Origin of the sequence: Lentzea albidocapillata subsp. violacea (assembly GCF_900100275.1) — a bacterium.
Taxonomy (GTDB): Bacteria; Actinomycetota; Actinomycetes; order Mycobacteriales; family Pseudonocardiaceae; genus Lentzea; species Lentzea violacea.
This window is the reverse complement of the sequence record NZ_FNET01000001.1, coordinates 539,067-558,279: the sequence shown is the minus strand read 5'-3', so window position 1 is coordinate 558,279 and position 19,213 is coordinate 539,067. Positions and strand designations below refer to the sequence as shown.

Genomic DNA, 19,213 nt, shown 5'->3' with positions numbered 1-19,213 from the left:
ACACATCAGGAGGTGACGACCACGTCCTTGATCGCACCTCGCCAGAAATCCACGTTCTGGCCGTTGTACTTGGCGCGTCCCACCGCGAACGCCCCGGTGCTCTCGACGGCCGGTCCCGCCGGTGCCGTCGCGACCAGCGCGCCGTCCACGTAGAGCCGGATCTCGCCGCCCTTCCGCTCGCCCTTGATCTCGTACCAGCGGCCGATCTCGGGCGTGATCTCGTACCGCGCCCGGTTGCCGCCGGGCGTGCTGAACGCGAACGCGCCCTGGCCGTACTGCAGGTAGAAGGGGTTCTCCGACTGACGGCCGTCCTGGCTCACCGCGGAGACCCAGTTGCCGGGCAGTTCGTCCAGCCGCACCTTCGCGGACACGGTGTAGTCCTTGGTCGTGTCGACCACCGGGCCGTAGGTCTCCGCCGAGCCGTCGCGGAGTTCCAGCGCACCGTCCTTCCAGGTGGCACCGGCCGGGCTGAGCGTCAGCGGGTTGGCGCCCGTCGAGTCCTTCGCCGTCGTTCCCGTGGTCTCGTTCAGCTTCCACTCGCCGCTGCCCGCGTACGGGTACGGCTTGCCGGCGTTGGCACCGGCCTCGATCACCCGCCGGTTGATCTCGCGGACCGGACCGGGGTCGACCTTGATGCGCTTGCGGTCGTAGGTCCACAGGCCGTTGAGCTCGCCTTCCAGGTCGGTGACCTGCGTGTAGACCGACGCGGACATCTCCTGGCGCGCCTGGCCCAGGTAGAACGTGCGGGTGTTGTCGACGTACTTCGCCGTCAGCGCCGCCTTGTTCGCCACGCCGCTGTAGATCGCGATCGGCGCACCGGGCCACTGGTGTCCCGGCGTGCGCAGCGTGAACCCGCCGTGCTCGCCGTCCATCACGACGCGCTTGCCGTCCGGGCGTGCCGGGTCGGTGTTGTTGTAGTCGTGGTGGTCGATGACGTCACCCTTGCCGCTGTCGCCCTTGGAGGCACAGCAGTTCACGCCGCTGTGCGCGCTGACGATCCGGCTCGGGTCGGCCGCCTTGACGTCGTCGGTGATCTGGCCGGTGACGGTGCGGTCCCACTCGCCCCAGCCCTCATTGAACACGATCCACGCGTAGATCGACGGGTAGTTGTGCAGCTGTTGCATCAACTCACGGCTCTCGTTGAGGAAAGCCTGCTGCGCCACCGGGTTGTTGCCGTCCTCGACGGACACGAAGTCCTGCCACACCAGCAGTCCGAGCCGGTCCGCGTGGTAGTACCAGCGGGCGGGTTCGGCCTTGATGTGCTTGCGGACGGAGTTGAAGCCGAGGTCCTTCTGCGCCTTCAGGTCGAAGATCAGCGCCTCGTCGCTCGGCGCGGTGTTCAGGCCGTCCGGGTAGAAACCCTGGTCCAGCTGCATCAACGAGAAGATCGGCTGGCCGTTGAGCGTCAGCTTCGGCGTGCCGCCGACGTTCGCGATGCCGGTGGACCGCATGCCGAAGTAGCTCTTGACCTTGTCCCTGCCGAGCGTGACATCGAGCTTGTACAGGTACGGGTCGTCCGGCGTCCACAGGTGCGGGTTCGGCACCGGCAGCGTCAGCTTGGTGTTGGCTGGTCCGGTGACCGTGCCGACCTGCTTGCCCCTGGCGTCGCGGGCGACCGCCGTGACGGTGGCGTTGCCGGCGGACTTGACGTTCACCGACAGCGAGCTGGTGGCGAGGTCCGGGGTCGTCCTGATCTCGTCGATGCCCTTGTCCGCCACCGGTTCCATCCACACGGTCTGCCAGATGCCCGACGACGGCGTGTAGAAGATGCCGCTGGGGTTGCGCGACTGCTTGCCCTTGGGCTGGTGCGGGCCGGTGGTGTCGGTGACCGCGACGACGATCTCCTGCTCACCGCGCTTCAGCGCATCGGTGATGTCCGCGCTGAACGCCGTGTAGCCGCCGGTGTGCTCGGCGACCAGCCTGCCGTTCACCCAGACCTTCGCGTGGTAGTCGACCGCGCCGAAGTTGAGCTTCAGCCGTTGCCCGGACCCGATCCGCCAGTCGTGCGGGACGCTGACCGTGCGGCGGTAGAACATGTGGTCCTCGTGCCGTTCGAGCCCGGAGAGCTGCGACTCGATCGGGTACGGCACGACGACCTTCTCGCGCAGCTTCCTCCCGAACACCGGCTGCTCGCCGGCCTTGGCACCCGCGAACTCCCACGGGCCGTTGAGGTTGAGCCACTTGTCGCGTTCCAGCTGCGGCCTCGGGTACTCCGGCAACGGGTTGCGCGTGTCGACCTTCTCGCCCCACGGCGTCCTGAGCCGTTCCGTGGAGACGTTGCCGACCGTGCGCGCGGTCTTCTCGACCTTCTTGCCGCCGACGGCGAGTGCACCGGCGCCGTCGTAGTACATGCGGACCCGCTGGCCCTTCAGCACCCGCTCGGCCAGCCGGACGGTCAGCCGGTTGCGGCTCGTGGTGACGACCGAGATCGGCATCGGCGTCGCGTCGACCTCGACCACCAGGTGGTCCTTAAGGTCCGCCGTGCCCGAGACGCGGCCGTCGAACTCCGCGGTGAGGGTCCGGCCGTCCTTCGAGACCCCGGCCGTGCGCGGCACGACCTGGAAGCCGGACGGCGGCGTGAACGCGGACTCCGGCACGATCTGCTTGGGCGTGGTCGCGCTCGACCAGCGCAGGAACATGTTGGCGCCGCCGACGTCCTGGAACATCTCCAGCCGGAAGTCGTACTGGCGCCCGGCGGTGAGCGTCACCGGCGCGCTGGTCTGCTCGCGGTCCCAGTCGCCGACCCAGTGGTCGATCACCGGCTTGCCGTCGACCAGCAGCCGGAACCCGTTGTCCCCGACGGCGTGGAACGTGTAGTCGCCGGTCTGCGGCACCGCGATCTGGCCGGTCCACCGCGCGGTCGTGTGTTCGGTGCGGCCGTTCAGGAACCCGAACACTCCGGTCAGGTCACCGTGGTTCACGTCGGCGTCGAGCACGGTGCCGCCCAGGGTCGCGAAGTCCCGCGCGCCCGGTGCCGACATGCTGAAGTACTCGCCCTTCAGACCGTGCACGGGCTCGGCGGCACCCGCGGACGGCGTGCCGGGCGCTATGCCCAGCGCCAGCAGCAGCGCGACGAGTACGGGGGCGGTTTTCTTCATCGGCGAAGATCCCCTTCAGTTTTACAACGTTGTAAGAGCGCTCCCATACATCCACGCATACGGCTCCGCGGCCGGGCTACGGCCGAACGGAGGTATCGGGCATGTCAAACCGGACAAGTTTCCGGGACGTCACGAGGCGTGCCCTGGTCGTTGGGCCGAACTGCCACCACTCGGCCGTGAGGCCGGCGCCGCCCGGTTCGCGGGCGGCGCCGGACGGCACGGCGAGTTCAGCGGAGACGGCGAACGCTGAGGTCGGGGTTGGCGGCGATCTCCCGTTCGGTGAACTCCCCCTTGACCCACTGCTTCCGCGCGTACAGCCGCGCCTGGTCGGTGTGGTGCGGCGAGGCCGGGTCCGCGGACTGGCCGTAGACCAGCATCGAACTCATCCGCGGGCCGTTCCTCGTCAGCTCCACCGCCATCACGAAGCTGGAGCCGTGCGGGATCCCGGGAGCCATGCCCGGCCGGGGCGGGCCGGGCACCGAGATGACGTTGAAGCAGCCTTCCGGGCCGCGGCACCCGTGGATCGGGATGCCCTCGTACTGCTGCACGGCGTCGAGTGGCACGTCCACCGCGACTCCGGCGGACGCGAACATCCGCACCGCCTCGGCGAACGCCCGCTGGACGCCGGGGTCGTCCGCGTTGATGCCACGCGGCGTGTGGACAGCGTCGGCCGGGTCGAACGGCACCTGCCACAGCTGGGTGCCGGGGCGTCCGGTCAGCGCCAGGAACGAACGCCAGAAGTACGCGCCGCCGCTCCGTTCGCCGGTGTCACCGGTTCCCGGCCAAGCCGCCAGGGCCGCGCAGGCCGCGCGGACGTCCACGAGCTGACCGTCGTTCGCGGGCAGGGCCGGATTCGCCTGGCACATCTCCACGACGGCGGCTCGTCCCTGTTCGGCGGTGAGGTTGCGGTTGCCGAACATCGCGGATTCCAGAGTGGACAGTGTGAAGTCGTTGCTGCCGATCATGTCCAGGCCCATGCGGGTGCGCGCGGAGCGTTCGGTGCCCACGTCGCCGACGATCGACGGGTAGCCGGTCAGCGGTGCGGCCGGGTTGGCGAGCCACGGGCTGTCGTTCATGTTGCTCACGTGGTCGCGCCGGATGAGGTGCGGCAACCGGCCCGGGCCGAACCTGCCCGGTGTCACGGCGTCGGGATCGGTGCCCCAGCCGCAGTCCGACCGGCTGCCGTCGAGGACCACCAGGCCGATCGGTGCGCTGACACCGCAACGGGTTCGCTGCTCATCGGTGACGTGCGGGACCACCTGGACGTCACCGTAGTAGGCGGTGCCGGTGGCGTCCGAGGCGATCGTGTTGACCCACGGCAGGGCCTGGTGGCGGACGAGTGCCTTGTGCAGGCCGGAAACGCTGCGGGCGCGGGCGATGGCGAGCCACTGGTCGACGACCTGAAGGTTGCCGTGGTTGGCGTCGCGCAGGACGAACGCGCTGGTGTCCGTCCATTGCAACGCGCGGTCGTCCTCGACCACCGGGCCGTCCGGAGTGCGGTAGAGGGTTCTCGTGATGCCGCCGGCGGTGACCTGTTCGGCGATCATGCGGTGCGCCTTGCCGTCCACGACGTAGCTGGTCGGGTCACCGGGGACGAGCGTGAGCTTCGAGAGCGTCACCGTCTGCGCCTCGGACGCGGTGTGGGTCCAGCCGAGCCTGTCGTTGTGGCCGATGTTGACGACCGGTACGCCATACAGGCCGGCGCCGCTGACGTTGAGCTCGCCGGGGATCGTGAGGTGGTGCTGGTAGAAGCGCCAGGTGTCGTCCCAGTCGAAGTGCGGGTTGCCGAGCACCATGCCGGTGCCCGGCACCGTCGCGTCACGGCCGAGGGCGATGCCGTTGCTGCCGGGGCGTTCCGTCGCGACGCGGGCGGGCGCGGTGACCGCCGATCCCGGCGGCTGCGCCGACACGAGCTGCTCCTGGAACCCTTCGCCGCCGGTGAGCCCGGCCACCTGGTGGACGCGCCGCCAGACGTCGATCTCGGTGATCGGCCGCGCGTACGTGGCGCAGGCGGCGGGCAGGCCGTTGTCGGTGAGGTAGCGGTTGAACCCGGCCACGTAACCGCGCACGAGATCGCGTGCCTGCTTCGACGGGCCGCGGGCGAGTTGCCGTTCGACCACTGTGGACTGGTTGAGCCGCTGGTAGTAGAGATCGCTGGCCAGGCCGTCCGGCCCGAACCAGCGGGACCGCTCGGCCGCGAGCGTCACGACGATCTCGGCCATCACGCAGGCGTTGTCCTCGGCGAACGCGTACCCGAGGCCTTGGCCCGCACCGCGGTAGTCGGCGGCGAGCACGTGCGGAATGCCGTAGGAAGTCCGTCTGATCACCGTGCCCCCACCGGCGACGGCGGGCGGGCTAGTGATCAGAACTCCGGCTATCGCAAGCGATAAAGCGATGAACCTGCGCATCGTGATCCCCCTATTCGTTGTGCAGGACGGTGGCGATCGAGAGGCGCGCCGCTCCCCTGGCCGGCACGACCGCCCCCAGCACGGCGATGACGACGCCGCTGAGAGCCAGGAGTGCGAGCAACGGCGCGTGGTAGACGTTCATGAGGATGTCGACGGCGTCGGCCTGGCCCGCCTGCGCCATCAAGGGCACGACGAGCTGATGCACGGCGATGCCGACCGGCACGCCGATCAGTCCGCCGAGTACACCCAGGGCGCCCATGGACGTCACCAGCAGCACGGTGACCTGACGCGGGGTCATGCCGATCGACTTGAGCATGCCGAGGTCGCGGCGCCGTTCGCGGGTGTTGAGGACGACGGTGTTGAACACCCCGAGAGCGGCGACCGCGCCCAGCACCAGCGTCAGCACGAGGGCGGCGCTGATGATGATCACCGCGGTCGACGACGTGCCGTCGCGCGGCGGCAGGACCTGCAGTCCCGGATCCGCGGCCTTCACGGCGGCGGTGTAGGCGTCGCGGTCGGTGCCGGTGGCCATCCGCACCAGGTACGTGGCGGCACGCGTGCCAGGTCCGAGCACGTCCACAGTGGACCAGTCGGCGAAGATCTCGTCGGCGTTGTTCGTCAGCACGACACCGACGATCTTCACCTGCGTCCGGTTTCCCAGCGCCTGCACGGTGATCGTGTCGCCGACGGCGAGCCCGCGCTGGTTCAGGAACCTCGACGGCACCACGACCTGTCCCGGCCCGTCCGGCCAGTGCCCGGTCAGCACCCGCGGACCGAGTGCGGCGGTGTCACCGCGGTAGAACCGGATCGTGGCCTTCTGGGTGCCGCCCGCGACCTCGGCGTCGAGTTGCGTACCGGCGAGAACCGCTGTCGTGCCGGGCAAGGAGCGCAGCATCGCCTCGTCCTCGGCATCGCTCAGTGTCGCGGCCGGCGCCTCCACCCCCTCCGGACGGACGGCGGGTGCCCCCGGCGGTGGTCCGGCCATCAACTCGACGCGATCGGTGAAGTGGGGCCGGACGGCGTCGTTGTAGGCCGTCATCGACATCGTCACGCCGGCCGCGAGGGTCACCGTCATGACGCCGAGCACGACCGAGGCCAGCGTCAGCGCACTGCGGCCGGTGCGGGCGAACGGCATCCCGAGGCCGAGGCTGACCGACCGCGGCAACCCCGTACCGCCCAGCCAGTGCTGGATCCTCAACGCCCGCCCGGTGTGCGTGGCGGTGCCCGCGCTGATCGCCCGTGCCGCCGGAAGTCCGCGCGCCCGCAGTGCCGGAACGAGCGCGGCCGACGCCACCAGCAACGGCATGCCGAGCGCCGCGACGAGGTTCACCCACGGCGCGAAGCTCAGGTCGTCGACGCCGAAGCCCTCCACCGCGTCCTGCACGATCGGTTTGGCGAAGAGGTTGCCCGCGACCGTGCCGAGCACGCAGCCCGCGAACGCCGGGATCGAGACCATCACCAGGTACACGCCCATGACCTGGTTCGGGGTGAAGCCGATCGCCTTCAACATGCCAATGTGCCGCAGTCCCGCGACGACGGCGCCGCTCACGACGTTGGCGACGATCAGCACCGCAACGGCCAGGCCGAGGATCCCGAAGATCATCAGGAACGGGATGAACACGCCCAGTTCGGAGGTGGCCTTGTCCTTGACGGTGAGGTGCGAGAGCGTGCCGAGCAGCCCGTCGCGCGGCAGCCCCGCCGTCGCCGCGGCCATCTCGGCGGCCGTGCCTGCGTGGGCGAACCGGTAGAGCACCTGCAGCGCGTCCGGTCGCAGCGCCTCGACCTGCTCGGGCGCGACCCACGCGTCGGCGGATCCCGTGACCGAGTGGGCGAAGCCGACGACGGTCAGCGCCGGGCGTCCGGGCAGCTCCACCCGGAAGCCCAGGCCGATCCGGCCTGCCGCACCCGGTGTGCGGTTGAGAACGATCTCGCCGGGACCGGTGGCCCACCTGCCCTGCGACACCGCCAGCCGGTCGACCTGGCCACCGGGGTCGGCCCGCCCGACGACGGTGAGCGTGCCCAGGAAGACCTCGCCCTCCGAAGTGTCCACAGTGGCCTGCCGGAACGGCCCGGCGGTGGCCTGTGCGGCCGGGTTCGCGAAGCCGGTCGCCTTGTCCGCGTCGTATTGGGCGGCGAGGTGCGCGCCCTGCTGGGCGGCGAAGGCGCGGTCGAACGGCGCCGCCGCCGCTTCCAACAGGCCGAGGGCCATCACGAGCGTCGCGCTGGCCGCGCAGACCACGACGCCGATGACGATCGTCTGGAGCTTCCTGCGCAGGACTGCCGCCCAGGCAGCCGACCAGACCGCGGTCATGCCCGCTCCAGAGTGTTCTCGCGGGCGATCCGGCCGTCGGCGACCTCGATCAACCGTGTCGCGCAACGGGTGGCGAGGCGTTCGTCGTGGGTGACGAGCAGCAGCGTCTGGCCGATCTGGTTGAGGTCGAGCAGCAGGTCCATGACCTGCTCGCCAGACTTGCTGTCGAGCGCGCCGGTCGGTTCGTCGGCGAGCAGCAGGGCGGGGCGGTTCATCAACGCCCGCGCCACCGCGACGCGCTGCCGTTCACCGCCGCTGAGCTGCGCCGGGTAGATGTTCCTGCGGCTGGAGATGCCGAGCTCGCCGAACAGCTCCAGGGCGCGTTTGCGGGCCTGACCGGCCGTGGTGCCGGTGAGCTGGGCGGCGAGCGCGACGTTGTCGAGCGCCGAGAGGTCGTCCAGCAGGTTGAAGAACTGGAAGATCATGCCGACGCCCCTGCGGCGGAACAGGGCCAGCCCGGTCTCGCTCAGCTTCCCCAGATCGGTGCCGTGCACCACGACCTCGCCCGACGTCGGGCGGTCGAGGCCCGCGATCATGTTGAGCAGCGTCGACTTGCCGCTGCCGGACGGCCCCATCACCGCGACGGCCTCCCCGGCACGGACGGTGAGTGACACCCCGTCCAGCGCGGTCGAGTCGCTGTACTCCTTGCGCACGTTCGTCAGCTCGACGACGGCGTCTGCGTTCTGCATGGCCGCCATCCTGCTCAGCCACGCGTCCGGAGGCGTCAGTCTGCGGAGGTAACTCGCCGGGCCCGTCATCCTGTGGGTGTAGGGCCTGCATCCGGGGTTTGATGCGCCGGTGATCGCCGTTCTGGGACAGTGACGGGGTGTGGGAGCTGGTGGTGGCCGTCGTCGCCTGCCTGGCCGCCGCGTACTTCGCGGTGCGGCTGGCGGCGTCCCGGCGCGCGTACACGCGTGCGATGGAGGAACGAGGCTGGTTGCTGGAGCGCGAACGCGAGTCCGCCGCCCGAGGCGCCGTCGACGCCGAACGTGCCCGGATCGCGCGGGAACTGCATGACATCGTGAGCCACAACGTGAGCGTGATGGTGGTACAGGCAGGGGCGGCGCGACGGGTGCTTTCGAGCGGGTCCGGCCAGGCGACTGACGCGTTGCTGGCCGTGGAGAGCGCGGGCCGCGACACGATGACCGAGCTGCGGCACATGCTCGGCCTGCTCGCGCCGTCGGCCGACAGCGACGATCTGCTGGCGCCGCAACCAGGCCTGAGCCGGCTGAGCTCGCTCGTGGACCGTATGTGCTTCGCGGGCCTGCCGGTGGAGGTGCGCATCTCCGGTGAGCCCCGGCCGTTGCCGTCCGGTGTCGACCTGACGGCGTACCGGATCGTGCAGGAGGCGCTGACCAACGCGTTGAAGCACGGCGACGGGCGGCAGGCGGAGGTGACGGTGCGGTACGCGGAGCACCACCTGCGCGTCGAGGTGCTGAACTCCGGGCCCAGCGCGTTGTCCGGCGACCGGGTGTCCTTCGAGGACGGACAGGGGCGGGGCTTGCTGGGGTTGCGCGAGCGGGTGGCGGCGCTGGGTGGCGACCTGGACGCGCGCAGGCGGCTCGGCGGCGGGTTCCGCGTCCGGGCCAAGATCCCGGTCGAGCGGCCGTGAGCGGGCCACGGGTGGTGATCGCGGACGACCAGGCGTTCGTGCGCATCGGGTTCCGGATGATTCTGCACTCCGGGGGTGTCGAGGTCGTCGGTGAGGCGGCGGACGGCGCCGAGGCGGTGACGGCGGTGCGTGACCTGCGGCCGGACGTCGTGCTGATGGACATCCGCATGCCGGGGATGGACGGCCTGGAGGCGTGCCGGCGGATCATGCGGGAGCCGGGGGACTGCCGGGTGCTGATGCTGACGACGTTCGACCTCGACCGGTACGTGTACGAGGCGCTCGCGGCCGGTGCGAGCGGGTTTCTGCTCAAGGACGTCACGCCGGAGCACCTCGTCGCGGCCGTGCGGCTGATCGAGACCGGTGACGCCCTGCTCGCGCCGTCGATCACGCGCCGGCTGGTGGAACGGTTCGCCTCCGGCGTCTCCGTTCCCGCCGTGCATCGGGATCTGACCGCGTTGACGCCACGGGAACGCGAGGTGCTCACGCTCGTCGGCAGCGGGCGGTCGAACTCGGAGATCGCCGGTCATCTCACGCTGAGCGAGGCGACGGTCAAGACGCACGTGGCCCGCATCTTCGCGAAGCTGGAGTTGCGCGACCGCGCGCAGGCCGTCGTCCTCGCCTACGAGACGGGCCTGGTCACGCCCGGCGCGTGAGTTCCCACGCGGCGATCTCGGTCCTGGTGCGCAGCCCGAGTTTGGCCAGCACGCTGCGCACGTGGGTCTCGACGGTGCGTTCGCTCAGGTGCAGGCGGGTCGCGATCTGCCGGTTGGTCAGGGCCTGCGCGACCAGGTCCACGACCTCGGATTCCCGTGGTGACAACGGGTTCTGTGCCTGTTCCGCGGCGCCGATCCGGGTGAGGAGCCGATCGGCCTCGGCCAGCCGGATCGGCATGTCCAGCGCGCGGAACTCGGCCGCCGCCTCGGCCGCGAGCGTCCTGGCCGCCGGCAGGTCGGTCAGGGCCCTGGCGAGGCCGAGCCTGCTCAGCGCGGCGAACGGCCGGGCGCCGATGCGGGCGTTCATCTCCAGGGCCAGCCGGTAGTGGCCGGCCGCGACCTCCGTCCATCCGCAGGTCATGGCGAGGTCGCCGAGCAACCGCGGTGTGGCGGCGGTGGAGAACACCGCGCCGGATCCGTCCGCGGCGAAGCACGGGTCCAATGTGGACAGTACCGAGTAGACGCTCGCCGCCGTTTCGGCGTCGTCCAGCATGCAGGCGACCACGCCGATCTGCCAGACCAGCGGAGCCCACGTCGGCCCGGCCTCCAGCGTGGCCGGCATGGCCCGGAACTCCTCGAACGTCGCCCGAGCCTGCTCGGTCTGCCCGAGCAGCGCGTGCAGGAACGGCACGTAGACACGGGCCAGCGGGATGTCCCCGACCAGCTCGATCATGTCGAACGCCTCCCGCGCCGTCGCCTCGTCGATGCCGCCGACCAACTGCGCCATCTCGTTGCGGAACGCGTGGTACATGCCCTTGGCCGCCGAGACTCCCATCCGCTCGGCCACGGCACGGGCCGTCTCGTTGCACTCCCGCGCCTTCTGCAACTGACCGACCAGCGCCGCCCGCGTGGCCCGCAGCCGATGCAGGTGCCACCACGCGACCCCGTGCTGCCGCGCCGCCGCGAACTGCTCGATCAGGTCCAGCTGCCGGTCCACCTCGGCCAGGTCCCCCACCTGGATCGCCGCGTCGACGAGCCAGACATGGCCCCACAGCTCGGCGTGCGGCTGCCGCGCCGTCTCCGCCAGCGCGACGGCCCGGTTCGCGAGCTCGACCCGTTCGTCCCTGAACTGCGGCGCGCACAAGGTGAGGTGCCGCGCGTGGATGCCGTCCAGTTCGGCGTCCGGATCACCGCTGCGCACGGCGAGTTCCAGCGCCGCCGCGGACAACTCGCGCGCCCGTTGCGCCGCACCGGTCATGGTGGCCGCCATCGCCCGGCGGGCCAGCAGCCGGGCCCTGGTCGCGGTGGCCTCTTCCGGGAGGTGCCGCAGCGCGGTCGTGCAGAGCTGGTCCACGGCGGCCAGCAGCGAGCGGTCGCCCAGACCGGTGATCACGAGGGCGGCTTCCGCGATCAGGCCGGGGGCGCCCGCCTCCTGAGCCAGGCGAGCGGCGGTGCGGCAGTGGGCGAGGCTGGCCTGCGTGTCTCCCGCGAGGAACTCGGCGCGGGCGAGGCCGAGGGTGAGCTCCGCCGTCTTCTCCTCCGCCGTTGCCAGTGCGAGCGCCGCGAACCCCGCCGCCTCGTCGTAGGCGAGTTCCGCGGTGGCCGCCCTCGCCGCCTCCGTCGCCCACCGCGTGCACTCCGCGGCAGCGTCCGCCCCACTCGCCCGGCGCCACTGCGTCGCGATCCGTCCCGGCGCACCACCACTGGCGGCGAGTACCACCGCACAACGCCGATGCAGCTCCGCGCGCACGGAAGGAGCCAGGTCCTCGTACACGGCGTCCCGCACGAGAGCGTGCGTGAAGGCCAGCGACCCCTCGTCGGCCTGCAGGACCCTGGTGGCGACGGCGTCGTCGAGCGGCACGGCGGGATCCTCCCCGGTGACGGCCGCGAGCAGCGCGGGGTCGATCCGCTCCCCCAGGACGCTGGCCACGCCAAGCACGTCACGGGCGCGCGGACTCAGCCGGTCCAGCCTCGACAACACCAGCCGGTGCAGTTCCAGGTGTCCCGCGACCTCACCGCTGTCGAGCAGCATGCGCACGTACAGCGGGTTGCCGCCGGTGCCGTCCACGAGCCGCGCCGCCACCGACTCGGGGTCCGCCGCGGCCGTCGCCGAACGCACCCACCCGGTGACGTCGCCATGGCTCAGACCGCGGAGTTGTACCGCGCGGGTGGCCGGGGCGCGCATCAGCTCGGACAACTCGGCCTCGCGGTGGGTCGCGACGACCAGGATCCGGGAGTCGGGCAGTTCGGTCGCAAGGTGGGCCAGCAGGCGCAACGACGTGCGGTCGGCCCAGTGCAGGTCTTCCAGCACGATCAGCAGACCGCCCGGTTCGGCCTCGGCGACCAGGGCGTCCGCCGCGTCCGCGAACAGGGCGAAGCGGGCCGAGTCGTCCGTGCCGGAGTGCACGTCGGAGAGCACGCGGTGCAGCGCGGGCAGCGAACGGGCCAGGCGCCGCCAAGGCCACAACGGAGGCATGCCGGGGTCGTCGACGGCGTGCCCGCGTGCGACCGGGATGCCGTACGAGCCGGCCATCGCGGCGACGGCCGTGGCCAGCCGGGTCTTGCCGATGCCCGCTTCGCCGCCGACCAGCACGAGACGGCCCGCACCACCCGCCGCCGCGACGAGGCCTGCCCGCAGCGAAGCCAGTTCGCGGTCGCGGCCGAAGATCGGGGCTTCCTCCACGCCGGGAGTATCGCCGACCGGTGGTGGTTCGGTACCGGACTCCGTACTGGCACGGATCCGTGTCGCGCCGGACGGGCAGAGACTCGGTGCACCACCAAAGGAGGCGACCATGTACGCGCAGCTCACCTACTTCGACGGGCCCCGCGGGCCCGAACAGCTGGCCGCCGCGGACTTCGCGGCGAAGCAGCGGATCGCGCCGGCGGCCATGAAGGTGCCGGGCAACATCAGGACCTACGTGCTGCGCCGAACCGACGGCTCGGAGGTCGTGCTGTCGATCGCCGAGTCCGAGCAGGCGCTGATCGACACCCAGAAGGCGATCATGAGCACGCCGCTGCTGCCCGGCGAGGACCCGGCGTTGCTGCGGGGCGCGGACCGCGTCGAGATCTACCCGGTCCTCGAGGTCTTCGAGCACGACGGAGCGCGGTCATGACCGCCACGCGGGCACTCGCCGCCGGCGTGTGGCAGGCCGACCTGAGCCGCAGCACCGCGTCGTTCCAGGTCGGCAACCTCGGCCGCAGGGCGAACGGCACCGTGCCCGTCACCGCGGGCACCATCGAGATCGGCCCGGACGGCGCGTTGCTCGCCGTGCACGGCACCCTGGACCTCGGCGCCATCAACACCGGAATCGCCAAACGCGACCAGGACCTGCGCAAACCCGGCCTGCTCGACCTCGACCGGCACCCCGTGATGACGTTCACCGCGACGTCCTCCAGGGCTGCGGGCAACGGCTGGCACGTCACCGGCACGCTCGCCGCCAGGGGCACCGAGACCGAGCTCGGCGGGACCGTCGAGGTGTCCTCACTGGACGGCCGCGAGGCGGTGCTGACCGCGACGGCACGGCTGGACCGCAGGACGCTCGGCATCCGCGCGCCGGGATTTCTGATCGGCCGGTACGTCGACATCACCGTCACCGCGGTGATCGCTCAGTCCGCCTGAAGGACTGGGCCGGACCGGGATGGCGGCCAGAACACTGACGACGCCGGGGCCTGCGCACTGTGAAGTGCGCAGGCCCCGGCTCGTCATCACTTGTTCAGCGCACCGCCGACGATCGGCAGCACCACCTTGCTGACACCCAGCGACACGTTCAGCGAGACACCGCTCGCCGCCGTGTCCACGGTGATGTAGGCGCTGTGGTTCGTGACGAGCACGATCCCGATCCGGTGCCCGGCTGGGATCAGCGCGTCCCTGGCGTGCAGCTTCCAGGTGACGTCCGCGGTGGACCCGTTGGTGGGCAACGGGGTCGCGGTCTCCAGCGACAGCCGGTTCTTGGCGTCGACGGCGCCCTTGGTCAGCATCGTCGCCGAGACCGCCTGGATCGACACGTCCGGCGGCCGCGCGCAGCCGGTCCTGTCCCGCAGGTCGTTCTTGCCGCACACCTCCGTGGACAGCTGCAGCGGACTGCGTTCGGACAGCACCGCCTGCGTGCTCGGGCCGTAGTCCACCAGCAACGCGGTGAGCGGCGTCGACGCCCGGTTCGACGCGATGCGGACGGTCAGGCTGACCTCACCGGACAACCGCGCGGCCTTCGTCAGCGGTGCCGTCACGTAGGCCAGCCGGCGGGTGCTCGCGGTCTCCGGGTTGGCCATCATGGTCGCCTCGCTGATGTTCGCGTTCGCGCCCAGAGTCTGCGTGCCGCCGGGAACCGGTGCGGTGGTCAGCGAACCGGACATGCCGCCGGCCGCCGGACCGAAGTACAGCGTGGTGTCCTTCGTGTCCGGTCGCGGCCACGCGGCGGCCTGTTCCCAGCTGCCGTCGGACTTCTGCACGTCGGCCATGGGCTCGTTCATGATCCCGTTGTCCGCGCCCTTGAGCCAGTGGTCCATCCACAGGCCCATGACGCGCTGCCACTCGGCTTGGCGGAACGAGATCGGGTCGAGGTGCCCGCCCCGGTGCAGCCAGATCTTGCGCGGCACGTTGCGGTCCGCCAACTCTTCCCACCAGCGGCCGAACTGCGACGGCTTGACGTTCCAGTCCGCCTGGCCGTGCACCGCGAACACCGACGCGGACACGTTCTGCGCGCCCACCCGGTAGTCGCGGGCCTTCCAGAACGACGTGTAGTCGTAGGACTCGTCGCCGTCCTCGCGGGACAGCCTGTCGAACACCGGCTTGCACTTCGCCTTCTGCGCCGCACTCACGACGTAGTTGGCGAGGAACGTCGGGTAGTTGCGCTCCCAGCCTTTGTAGCCGATGCCCTGGTCACGGGCGTACTCGTACCAGCTGGAGATCGCGGCGATCGGCACGATCGTCTTCACACCGGGGATGTTCGCCGCGGCCGCCGCGTTGGGCAGCGTGCCGTTGTAGGAGACGCCGAGCATGCCGACGTTGCCGGTGCTCCAGCTCGCGACCGCCGCCCGGCCGTCCGCGTAGAACGCCTTGGCGCGGCCGTTGAGCCAGTCGACGACCGCGCGGACGCTCGCGGTGTCCTCGGGACCGCCCGTGGTCGGGCAGCCGGTCGAGCGGGAGGTGCCTTGCATCTCCATCTCGACGACGGCGTAGCCGCGTGGCACGAAGTACTCGTCGTACCAGCGGCGGAAGCCGCGCGGCACGTTCGTCGCCGTCGCCGCCGCCGCACCCAGCCCGTAGTAGGGGCTGGCCTCCATCACGATCGGCACTCGCCCGGCCGTATCGGGCCGCATGACGTCGGCGGCGATCCGGTCGAGCTTGCCGTCCGCGTCACTGTCGATCGTGGACTCGACGTAGACGGTCTCGGTGATCGCCGCGGCGGCAGGAGCCGCGTTCGAGGCAGGCGTGTAGATCGTCGCGGCCATGAGCAGGGTGGCCGTGACGAGGTAGACCCTTCGCATGAGTTCCTCCGTCGGAGGGCCCGATGAAGCAGCAGGGGTGGAACTCGGGCCCTACGAAGGAATCTCACCGAATCCGGCGGTCGCCGGTACGGCCGAAAGATCTAAACCATTGACTGTCTCAGGCGGCGACCAGTTCCTTGTCCCGGTCCCGCGTCCTGACCTTCGGCTTGCGGTTCGGCAGCGACAGGCGGAACACCTTGTGCCACGCCGAGAAGACCTGCTTGGGCAGCGGGCCGGTCACGTAGTCCAGCTCGTACTTCTCGAACAGCGCCTTCACCTTGACCGCGACCTCGGCGTACCGGTTGCTCGGCAGGTCCGGGAACAGGTGGTGCTCGATCTGGTGCGACAGGTTGCCGGTCATGAAGTGCATGGCCTTGCTGCCGCTGATGTTCGCGGAACCCATCATCTGGCGCAGGTACCACTGGCCGCGCGTCTCGCCCTTGATCGAGCGGCGCTCGAAGGTCTGCACGCCCTCGGGGAAGTGCCCGCACATGATCACCGAGTGCGACCAGAGGTTGCGGATCAGGTTCGCGGTGAACGTCGCCGCAAGCGTGGTCAGGAACGACGGGCCCGACAGCAGCGGGTGGATGATGTAGTCCTTGAGCACCTGCTTGCGGATCTTGCGGCCCACGGCCGCGGCACGCGCGCGGAACTCGGGACGGTTGCGGCGGCGCTTGTGCAGGTTCTTGCCGAGCTCCAGGTCGTACGCGGCGATGCCGTACTCGAAGAAGCACGCGTTGATGAAGTTCCACAGCGGCTGGCCCAGGTGCATCGGGTGCCACTTCTGGTCCTCGTCCACGCGCATGATGCCGTAGCCGAGGTCGTTGTCCTTGCCGATCACGTTGGTGTACGTGTGGTGCAGCTCGTTGTGCGAGTGCTTCCACTGCTCGGCCGGCGAGACGTGGTCCCACTCCCAGGTGGTGGAGTGGATCTTCGGGTCGCGCATCCAGTCCCACTGGCCGTGCAGGATGTTGTGCCCGATCTCCATGTTGTCCATGATCTTCGCCACGGACAGACCGGCGGTACCGATGATCCACGCCGGCGGGAAGAGCGAGAACAGCAGGATGCCCCGGCTGGTCAGCTCCAGCTTGCGCTGCACCGAGATGACCTTGCGGATGTAGGCGGCGTCCTTCTCGCCACGGCTCGCGATCACCTCGTCGCGAATCGCGTCGAGTTCGCGGCCGAGCTCCTCGATCTGCTCGTCGGTCAGGTGGGCGGTGGGATCGATGGCGGTCATGGAACTCGCTTTCCGGGGAGCAGTGGCTGGGGTGGGCCACTTCGCGGGGGGAGGACTGAACGTCTGTGGTGGGCGCGGGCTAGCGTTCGAGTTCGCAGGGGCCCGCAGCGGCGGACACGCAGGTCTGGACGAGCACGTGGGCGGTGGGACTGTCCTCGGCCTCGGTGATCTCGCCGGTGCGCAGGTCCCGCACCGCGCCGGACTTCAGCGGCGTGACGCAGCCGAAGCAGATGCCCATGCGGCAGCCGGACGGCATCAGCACGCCGGCCTCCTCGCCGACGTTCAGCAGCGGCGTGGCGCCGTCGGCCTCGACGGTCTTGCCGGTCTTGCCGAACGTGACCTCGCCACCCTCGCCGGCCACGACCACGGTCGGCCGGAAGCGTTCGGTGTGCAGGCGTTCGGCGGCGCCGTGCTCCGCCCAGTGCGCCTCGGCGGCGTCGAGCAGACCGGCCGGCCCACAGGCCCAGGTCTCGCGCTCGGCCCAGTCGGGCACGAGCTTCTCCAGCTCGGCGAGGTCGAGCATGCCGTCGGTGTCGGTGTGCAGCTCGACCAGCTTCAGCGCCTTGTCGGCGACCAGGTCGTGCAGGTCGTTGCGGAAGATCACGTCTTCCTTGCGCGGCGCGGAGTGCACCATCACGACGTCGGCGAGCCTCGAGTCGCGCAGCATGCCCATCACGGGCGTGATGCCGCTGCCGGCCGTCAGGTAGAGCACCTTGGCGGGCCTGGCCGCGGGCAGGACGAACTCGCCGGTGGCCTGGTCGAGCTGGATGACCGTGCCGGGCTTCGCCTTGCGGACCAGGTGGTTGCTGACCTTGCCGTCGGGGATGGCCTTCACGGTGATCGTGATGCGGCCGTCCGCGCGGTTGGTCGGCGACGTCACCGAGTACGCACGCCACAGGCGCACGCCGTCGACGTCGATCCCGACGCGGATGTACTGACCTGCGACGTGACCGCGCCAGCCCTTGCCGGGCTTGATCACGATCGTCGCGGCATCGGCTGTCTCGCGGTGTACGGCCTCGATGCGTCCGCGCAGGTCGGCACCGGCTCGAAGGGGGCTCACCAGGTCGAGGTAGTCGGACGGCAGCAGCGGCGTCGTGACCAGCTCTAGCAGTTTCCACGCCCTGCTGCGGAGGGCGGCACTCGTCATGACTCCAGCTTGATGCGCCCCAGGGCGTAAAGTCCTGTCCGTAGGACGTGAATCTGCCCGGCTGGATTGTTCGCAGGGAACAAATCGTGACTCACGCAATGAGGAGGGCCACCGAACTGGCCCTCGATGAGAAGACCGTGACCGCGTTGCGGGCGGTCCTGAGGCCGACGGCCGACGAGGTAGTCCGCGCCATCATCACCGAGGTGCCGAGCTACGCCAACGCACTTTCCGGACGCATGGGCGGCACCATCCGCCGTGCCGTTCGCACGGCGCTCGGACTGTACTTGGACCTCGCAAGCGGCACCGGCGGGGGCGGTGACGCCAGCGACGCGGCCTACGAACTCGGCCGCGGCGAGGTGCGCGACGGCCGTTCGATGGACGCGCTGCTCAGCGCGTACCGCGTCGGCGCCCGGGTGGCCTGGCGAGGCCTGGCCGCAGGCGCCGTACCAGCGGGTCTGCCCGCCGCGGAGGTCGCGAAGTTCGCCGAACTGACCTTCGCGTACATCGACGAACTGTCCGCCGCCAGCGCCGCGGGCCACGCCGACGAACTGGCGGCGCGAGGCCTCGCCCACGAACGCCACCTCGAACAACTGGCCCGCGACCTGCTGGCCGGCGCGAGCGCCGAGGTCCTGCTGGCCGACGCCGGACGCGCCGCCTGGCAGCCGCCGGCCACCCTGACCGTGGTCCTGCTCCCCGCGTTCCAGGCCCGTCCCGCCTACCGCTCGCTCGACCCCGGCACCCTCGTCCTGGACGACCTGCCGGACTCGAACGGCGTCCTGTTCGTGCCCGACGCCGACCGCGCCCACCTGCTGCGACAGCTCAGCCACCGCAACGCCGTCGTCGGGCCGGCGCGTCCATGGATGCGTGCCTCCGACTCGTACGCACGGGCCGTACGCGCGCACTCCCTCTCCCCCGACATCCGCGACACCGAGGAGCACCTCGCCGCCCTCGTGCTGAGCGCGGACCCCGACGCGTACGCCGACCTGCGCGCCCGCGCCCTGGCACCCCTGCTGGCGTTGCCGGCCACCACGGCCCGGCGGCTCGAGGAGACGCTGCGTGCCTGGTTGCTGCACCACGGCCGGCGCGAGGAGGTGGCCGCCGCCCTGTTCGTGCACCCGCAGACCGTCCGGTACCGGATGGGGCAGCTCCGGGACCTGTTTCCGGACCTCGGGTCTCCGCAGCGGGTTTTGGAGCTGACGCTGGCGGTGGGTCTGCCTGTACAAGGCTGATTTTGGTCAACACTGAAGCTATCGAGCAGAT

Annotated in this window: 13 protein-coding genes; 5 read left to right on the top strand and 8 right to left on the bottom strand. The window is 70.6% G+C overall.

All coding sequences use genetic code 11. The features are described 5' to 3' along the window. Positions 1–5 precede the first annotated feature (5 nt). The 4 genes from BLR21_RS02210 to BLR21_RS02195 all read right to left on the bottom strand — a co-directional run bounded on the left by BLR21_RS02210 (position 6) and on the right by BLR21_RS02195 (position 8,506). Positions 6–3,098: a PA14 domain-containing protein gene (locus BLR21_RS02210; protein WP_090003928.1), complete on the bottom strand. Its 3,093-nt coding sequence runs from the start codon at positions 3,096–3,098 to the stop codon at positions 6–8. A gap of 227 nt (positions 3,099–3,325) precedes the next feature. After that, on the bottom strand, positions 3,326–5,425 hold the full coding sequence (locus BLR21_RS02205) for a penicillin acylase family protein (protein WP_176929417.1): 2,100 nt from the start codon (positions 5,423–5,425) through the stop codon (positions 3,326–3,328). 91 nt (positions 5,426–5,516) lie between these two features. Continuing rightward, a complete protein-coding gene (locus BLR21_RS02200; RefSeq protein WP_090003926.1) occupies positions 5,517–7,817 on the bottom strand; it encodes an ABC transporter permease in 2,301 nt (766 codons plus the stop codon). After that, positions 7,814–8,506, bottom strand: coding sequence for an ABC transporter ATP-binding protein (locus BLR21_RS02195; RefSeq protein ID WP_176929416.1), 693 nt, complete (start codon positions 8,504–8,506; stop codon positions 7,814–7,816). Before BLR21_RS02195 ends, BLR21_RS02200 begins: the two co-directional genes overlap by 4 nt. A gap of 137 nt (positions 8,507–8,643) precedes the next feature. On the opposite strand from BLR21_RS02195, the gene BLR21_RS02190 reads away from it, so the two are divergent. Both BLR21_RS02190 and BLR21_RS02185 read left to right on the top strand, forming a co-directional pair. Next, the gene (locus BLR21_RS02190; RefSeq protein WP_218130716.1) at positions 8,644–9,429 is read left to right on the top strand and encodes a sensor histidine kinase; all 786 of its coding nucleotides are present in this window, start codon (positions 8,644–8,646) and stop codon (positions 9,427–9,429) included. Continuing rightward, entirely contained in the window at positions 9,426–10,082 is a 657-nt protein-coding gene (locus tag BLR21_RS02185) for a response regulator (protein ID WP_090003925.1), read from the top strand. Before BLR21_RS02190 ends, BLR21_RS02185 begins: the two co-directional genes overlap by 4 nt. Here BLR21_RS02185 and BLR21_RS02180 read toward each other — a convergent pair. Then, positions 10,066–12,765, bottom strand: a complete 2,700-nt coding sequence (locus tag BLR21_RS02180) for an ATP-binding protein (RefSeq protein ID WP_176929415.1) — start codon at positions 12,763–12,765, stop codon at positions 10,066–10,068. The two genes, BLR21_RS02185 and BLR21_RS02180, sit on opposite strands and share 17 nt — an antisense overlap. Positions 12,766–12,874: 109 nt before the next feature. Between BLR21_RS02180 and BLR21_RS02175 the strand changes: the two genes are divergently transcribed. Then, a complete protein-coding gene (locus BLR21_RS02175; protein ID WP_090003923.1) occupies positions 12,875–13,195 on the top strand; it encodes a hypothetical protein in 321 nt (106 codons plus the stop codon). Continuing rightward, positions 13,192–13,701, top strand: a complete 510-nt coding sequence (locus tag BLR21_RS02170) for a YceI family protein (protein WP_090003922.1) — start codon at positions 13,192–13,194, stop codon at positions 13,699–13,701. The genes BLR21_RS02175 and BLR21_RS02170 overlap by 4 nt, the downstream gene beginning before the upstream one ends. 86 nt (positions 13,702–13,787) lie before the next feature. On the opposite strand, the gene BLR21_RS02165 is transcribed toward BLR21_RS02170, so the two are convergent. From BLR21_RS02165 to BLR21_RS02155, 3 genes are all read right to left on the bottom strand, one after another. Beyond that, a complete protein-coding gene (locus tag BLR21_RS02165) occupies positions 13,788–15,569 on the bottom strand; it encodes a CocE/NonD family hydrolase (protein WP_090003921.1) in 1,782 nt (593 codons plus the stop codon). Positions 15,570–15,687: 118 nt separating this feature from the next. Continuing rightward, positions 15,688–16,806, bottom strand: coding sequence for a fatty acid desaturase family protein (locus BLR21_RS02160; RefSeq protein ID WP_090003920.1), 1,119 nt, complete (start codon positions 16,804–16,806; stop codon positions 15,688–15,690). 79 nt (positions 16,807–16,885) lie between these two features. Next, complete coding sequence (locus tag BLR21_RS02155) at positions 16,886–17,953, bottom strand: ferredoxin reductase (RefSeq protein ID WP_090003919.1); 1,068 nt, start codon at positions 17,951–17,953, stop codon at positions 16,886–16,888. Positions 17,954–18,039: 86 nt separating this feature from the next. Here BLR21_RS02155 and BLR21_RS02150 point away from each other — a divergent pair, with 86 nt between their 5' ends. After that, a complete protein-coding gene (locus tag BLR21_RS02150) occupies positions 18,040–19,182 on the top strand; it encodes a PucR-like N-terminal domain-containing protein (protein ID WP_090003918.1) in 1,143 nt (380 codons plus the stop codon). Positions 19,183–19,213: the final 31 nt, after the last annotated feature.

Bases quoted from the DNA above. Each gene is read 5' to 3' on its own strand.
- BLR21_RS02165 (WP_090003921.1), bottom strand. From the start codon at position 15,569: ATGCGAAGGGTCTACCTCGTCACGGCCACCCTGCTCATGGCCGCGACG.
- BLR21_RS02210 (WP_090003928.1), bottom strand. From the start codon at position 3,098: ATGAAGAAAACCGCCCCCGTACTCGTCGCGCTGCTGCTGGCGCTGGGC.
- BLR21_RS02195 (WP_176929416.1), bottom strand. From the start codon at position 8,506: ATGCAGAACGCAGACGCCGTCGTCGAGCTGACGAACGTGCGCAAGGAG.
- BLR21_RS02200 (WP_090003926.1), bottom strand. From the start codon at position 7,817: ATGACCGCGGTCTGGTCGGCTGCCTGGGCGGCAGTCCTGCGCAGGAAG.
- BLR21_RS02170 (WP_090003922.1), top strand. From the start codon at position 13,192: ATGACCGCCACGCGGGCACTCGCCGCCGGCGTGTGGCAGGCCGACCTG.
- BLR21_RS02155 (WP_090003919.1), bottom strand. From the start codon at position 17,953: ATGACGAGTGCCGCCCTCCGCAGCAGGGCGTGGAAACTGCTAGAGCTG.
- BLR21_RS02175 (WP_090003923.1), top strand. From the start codon at position 12,875: ATGTACGCGCAGCTCACCTACTTCGACGGGCCCCGCGGGCCCGAACAG.
- BLR21_RS02160 (WP_090003920.1), bottom strand. From the start codon at position 16,806: ATGACCGCCATCGATCCCACCGCCCACCTGACCGACGAGCAGATCGAG.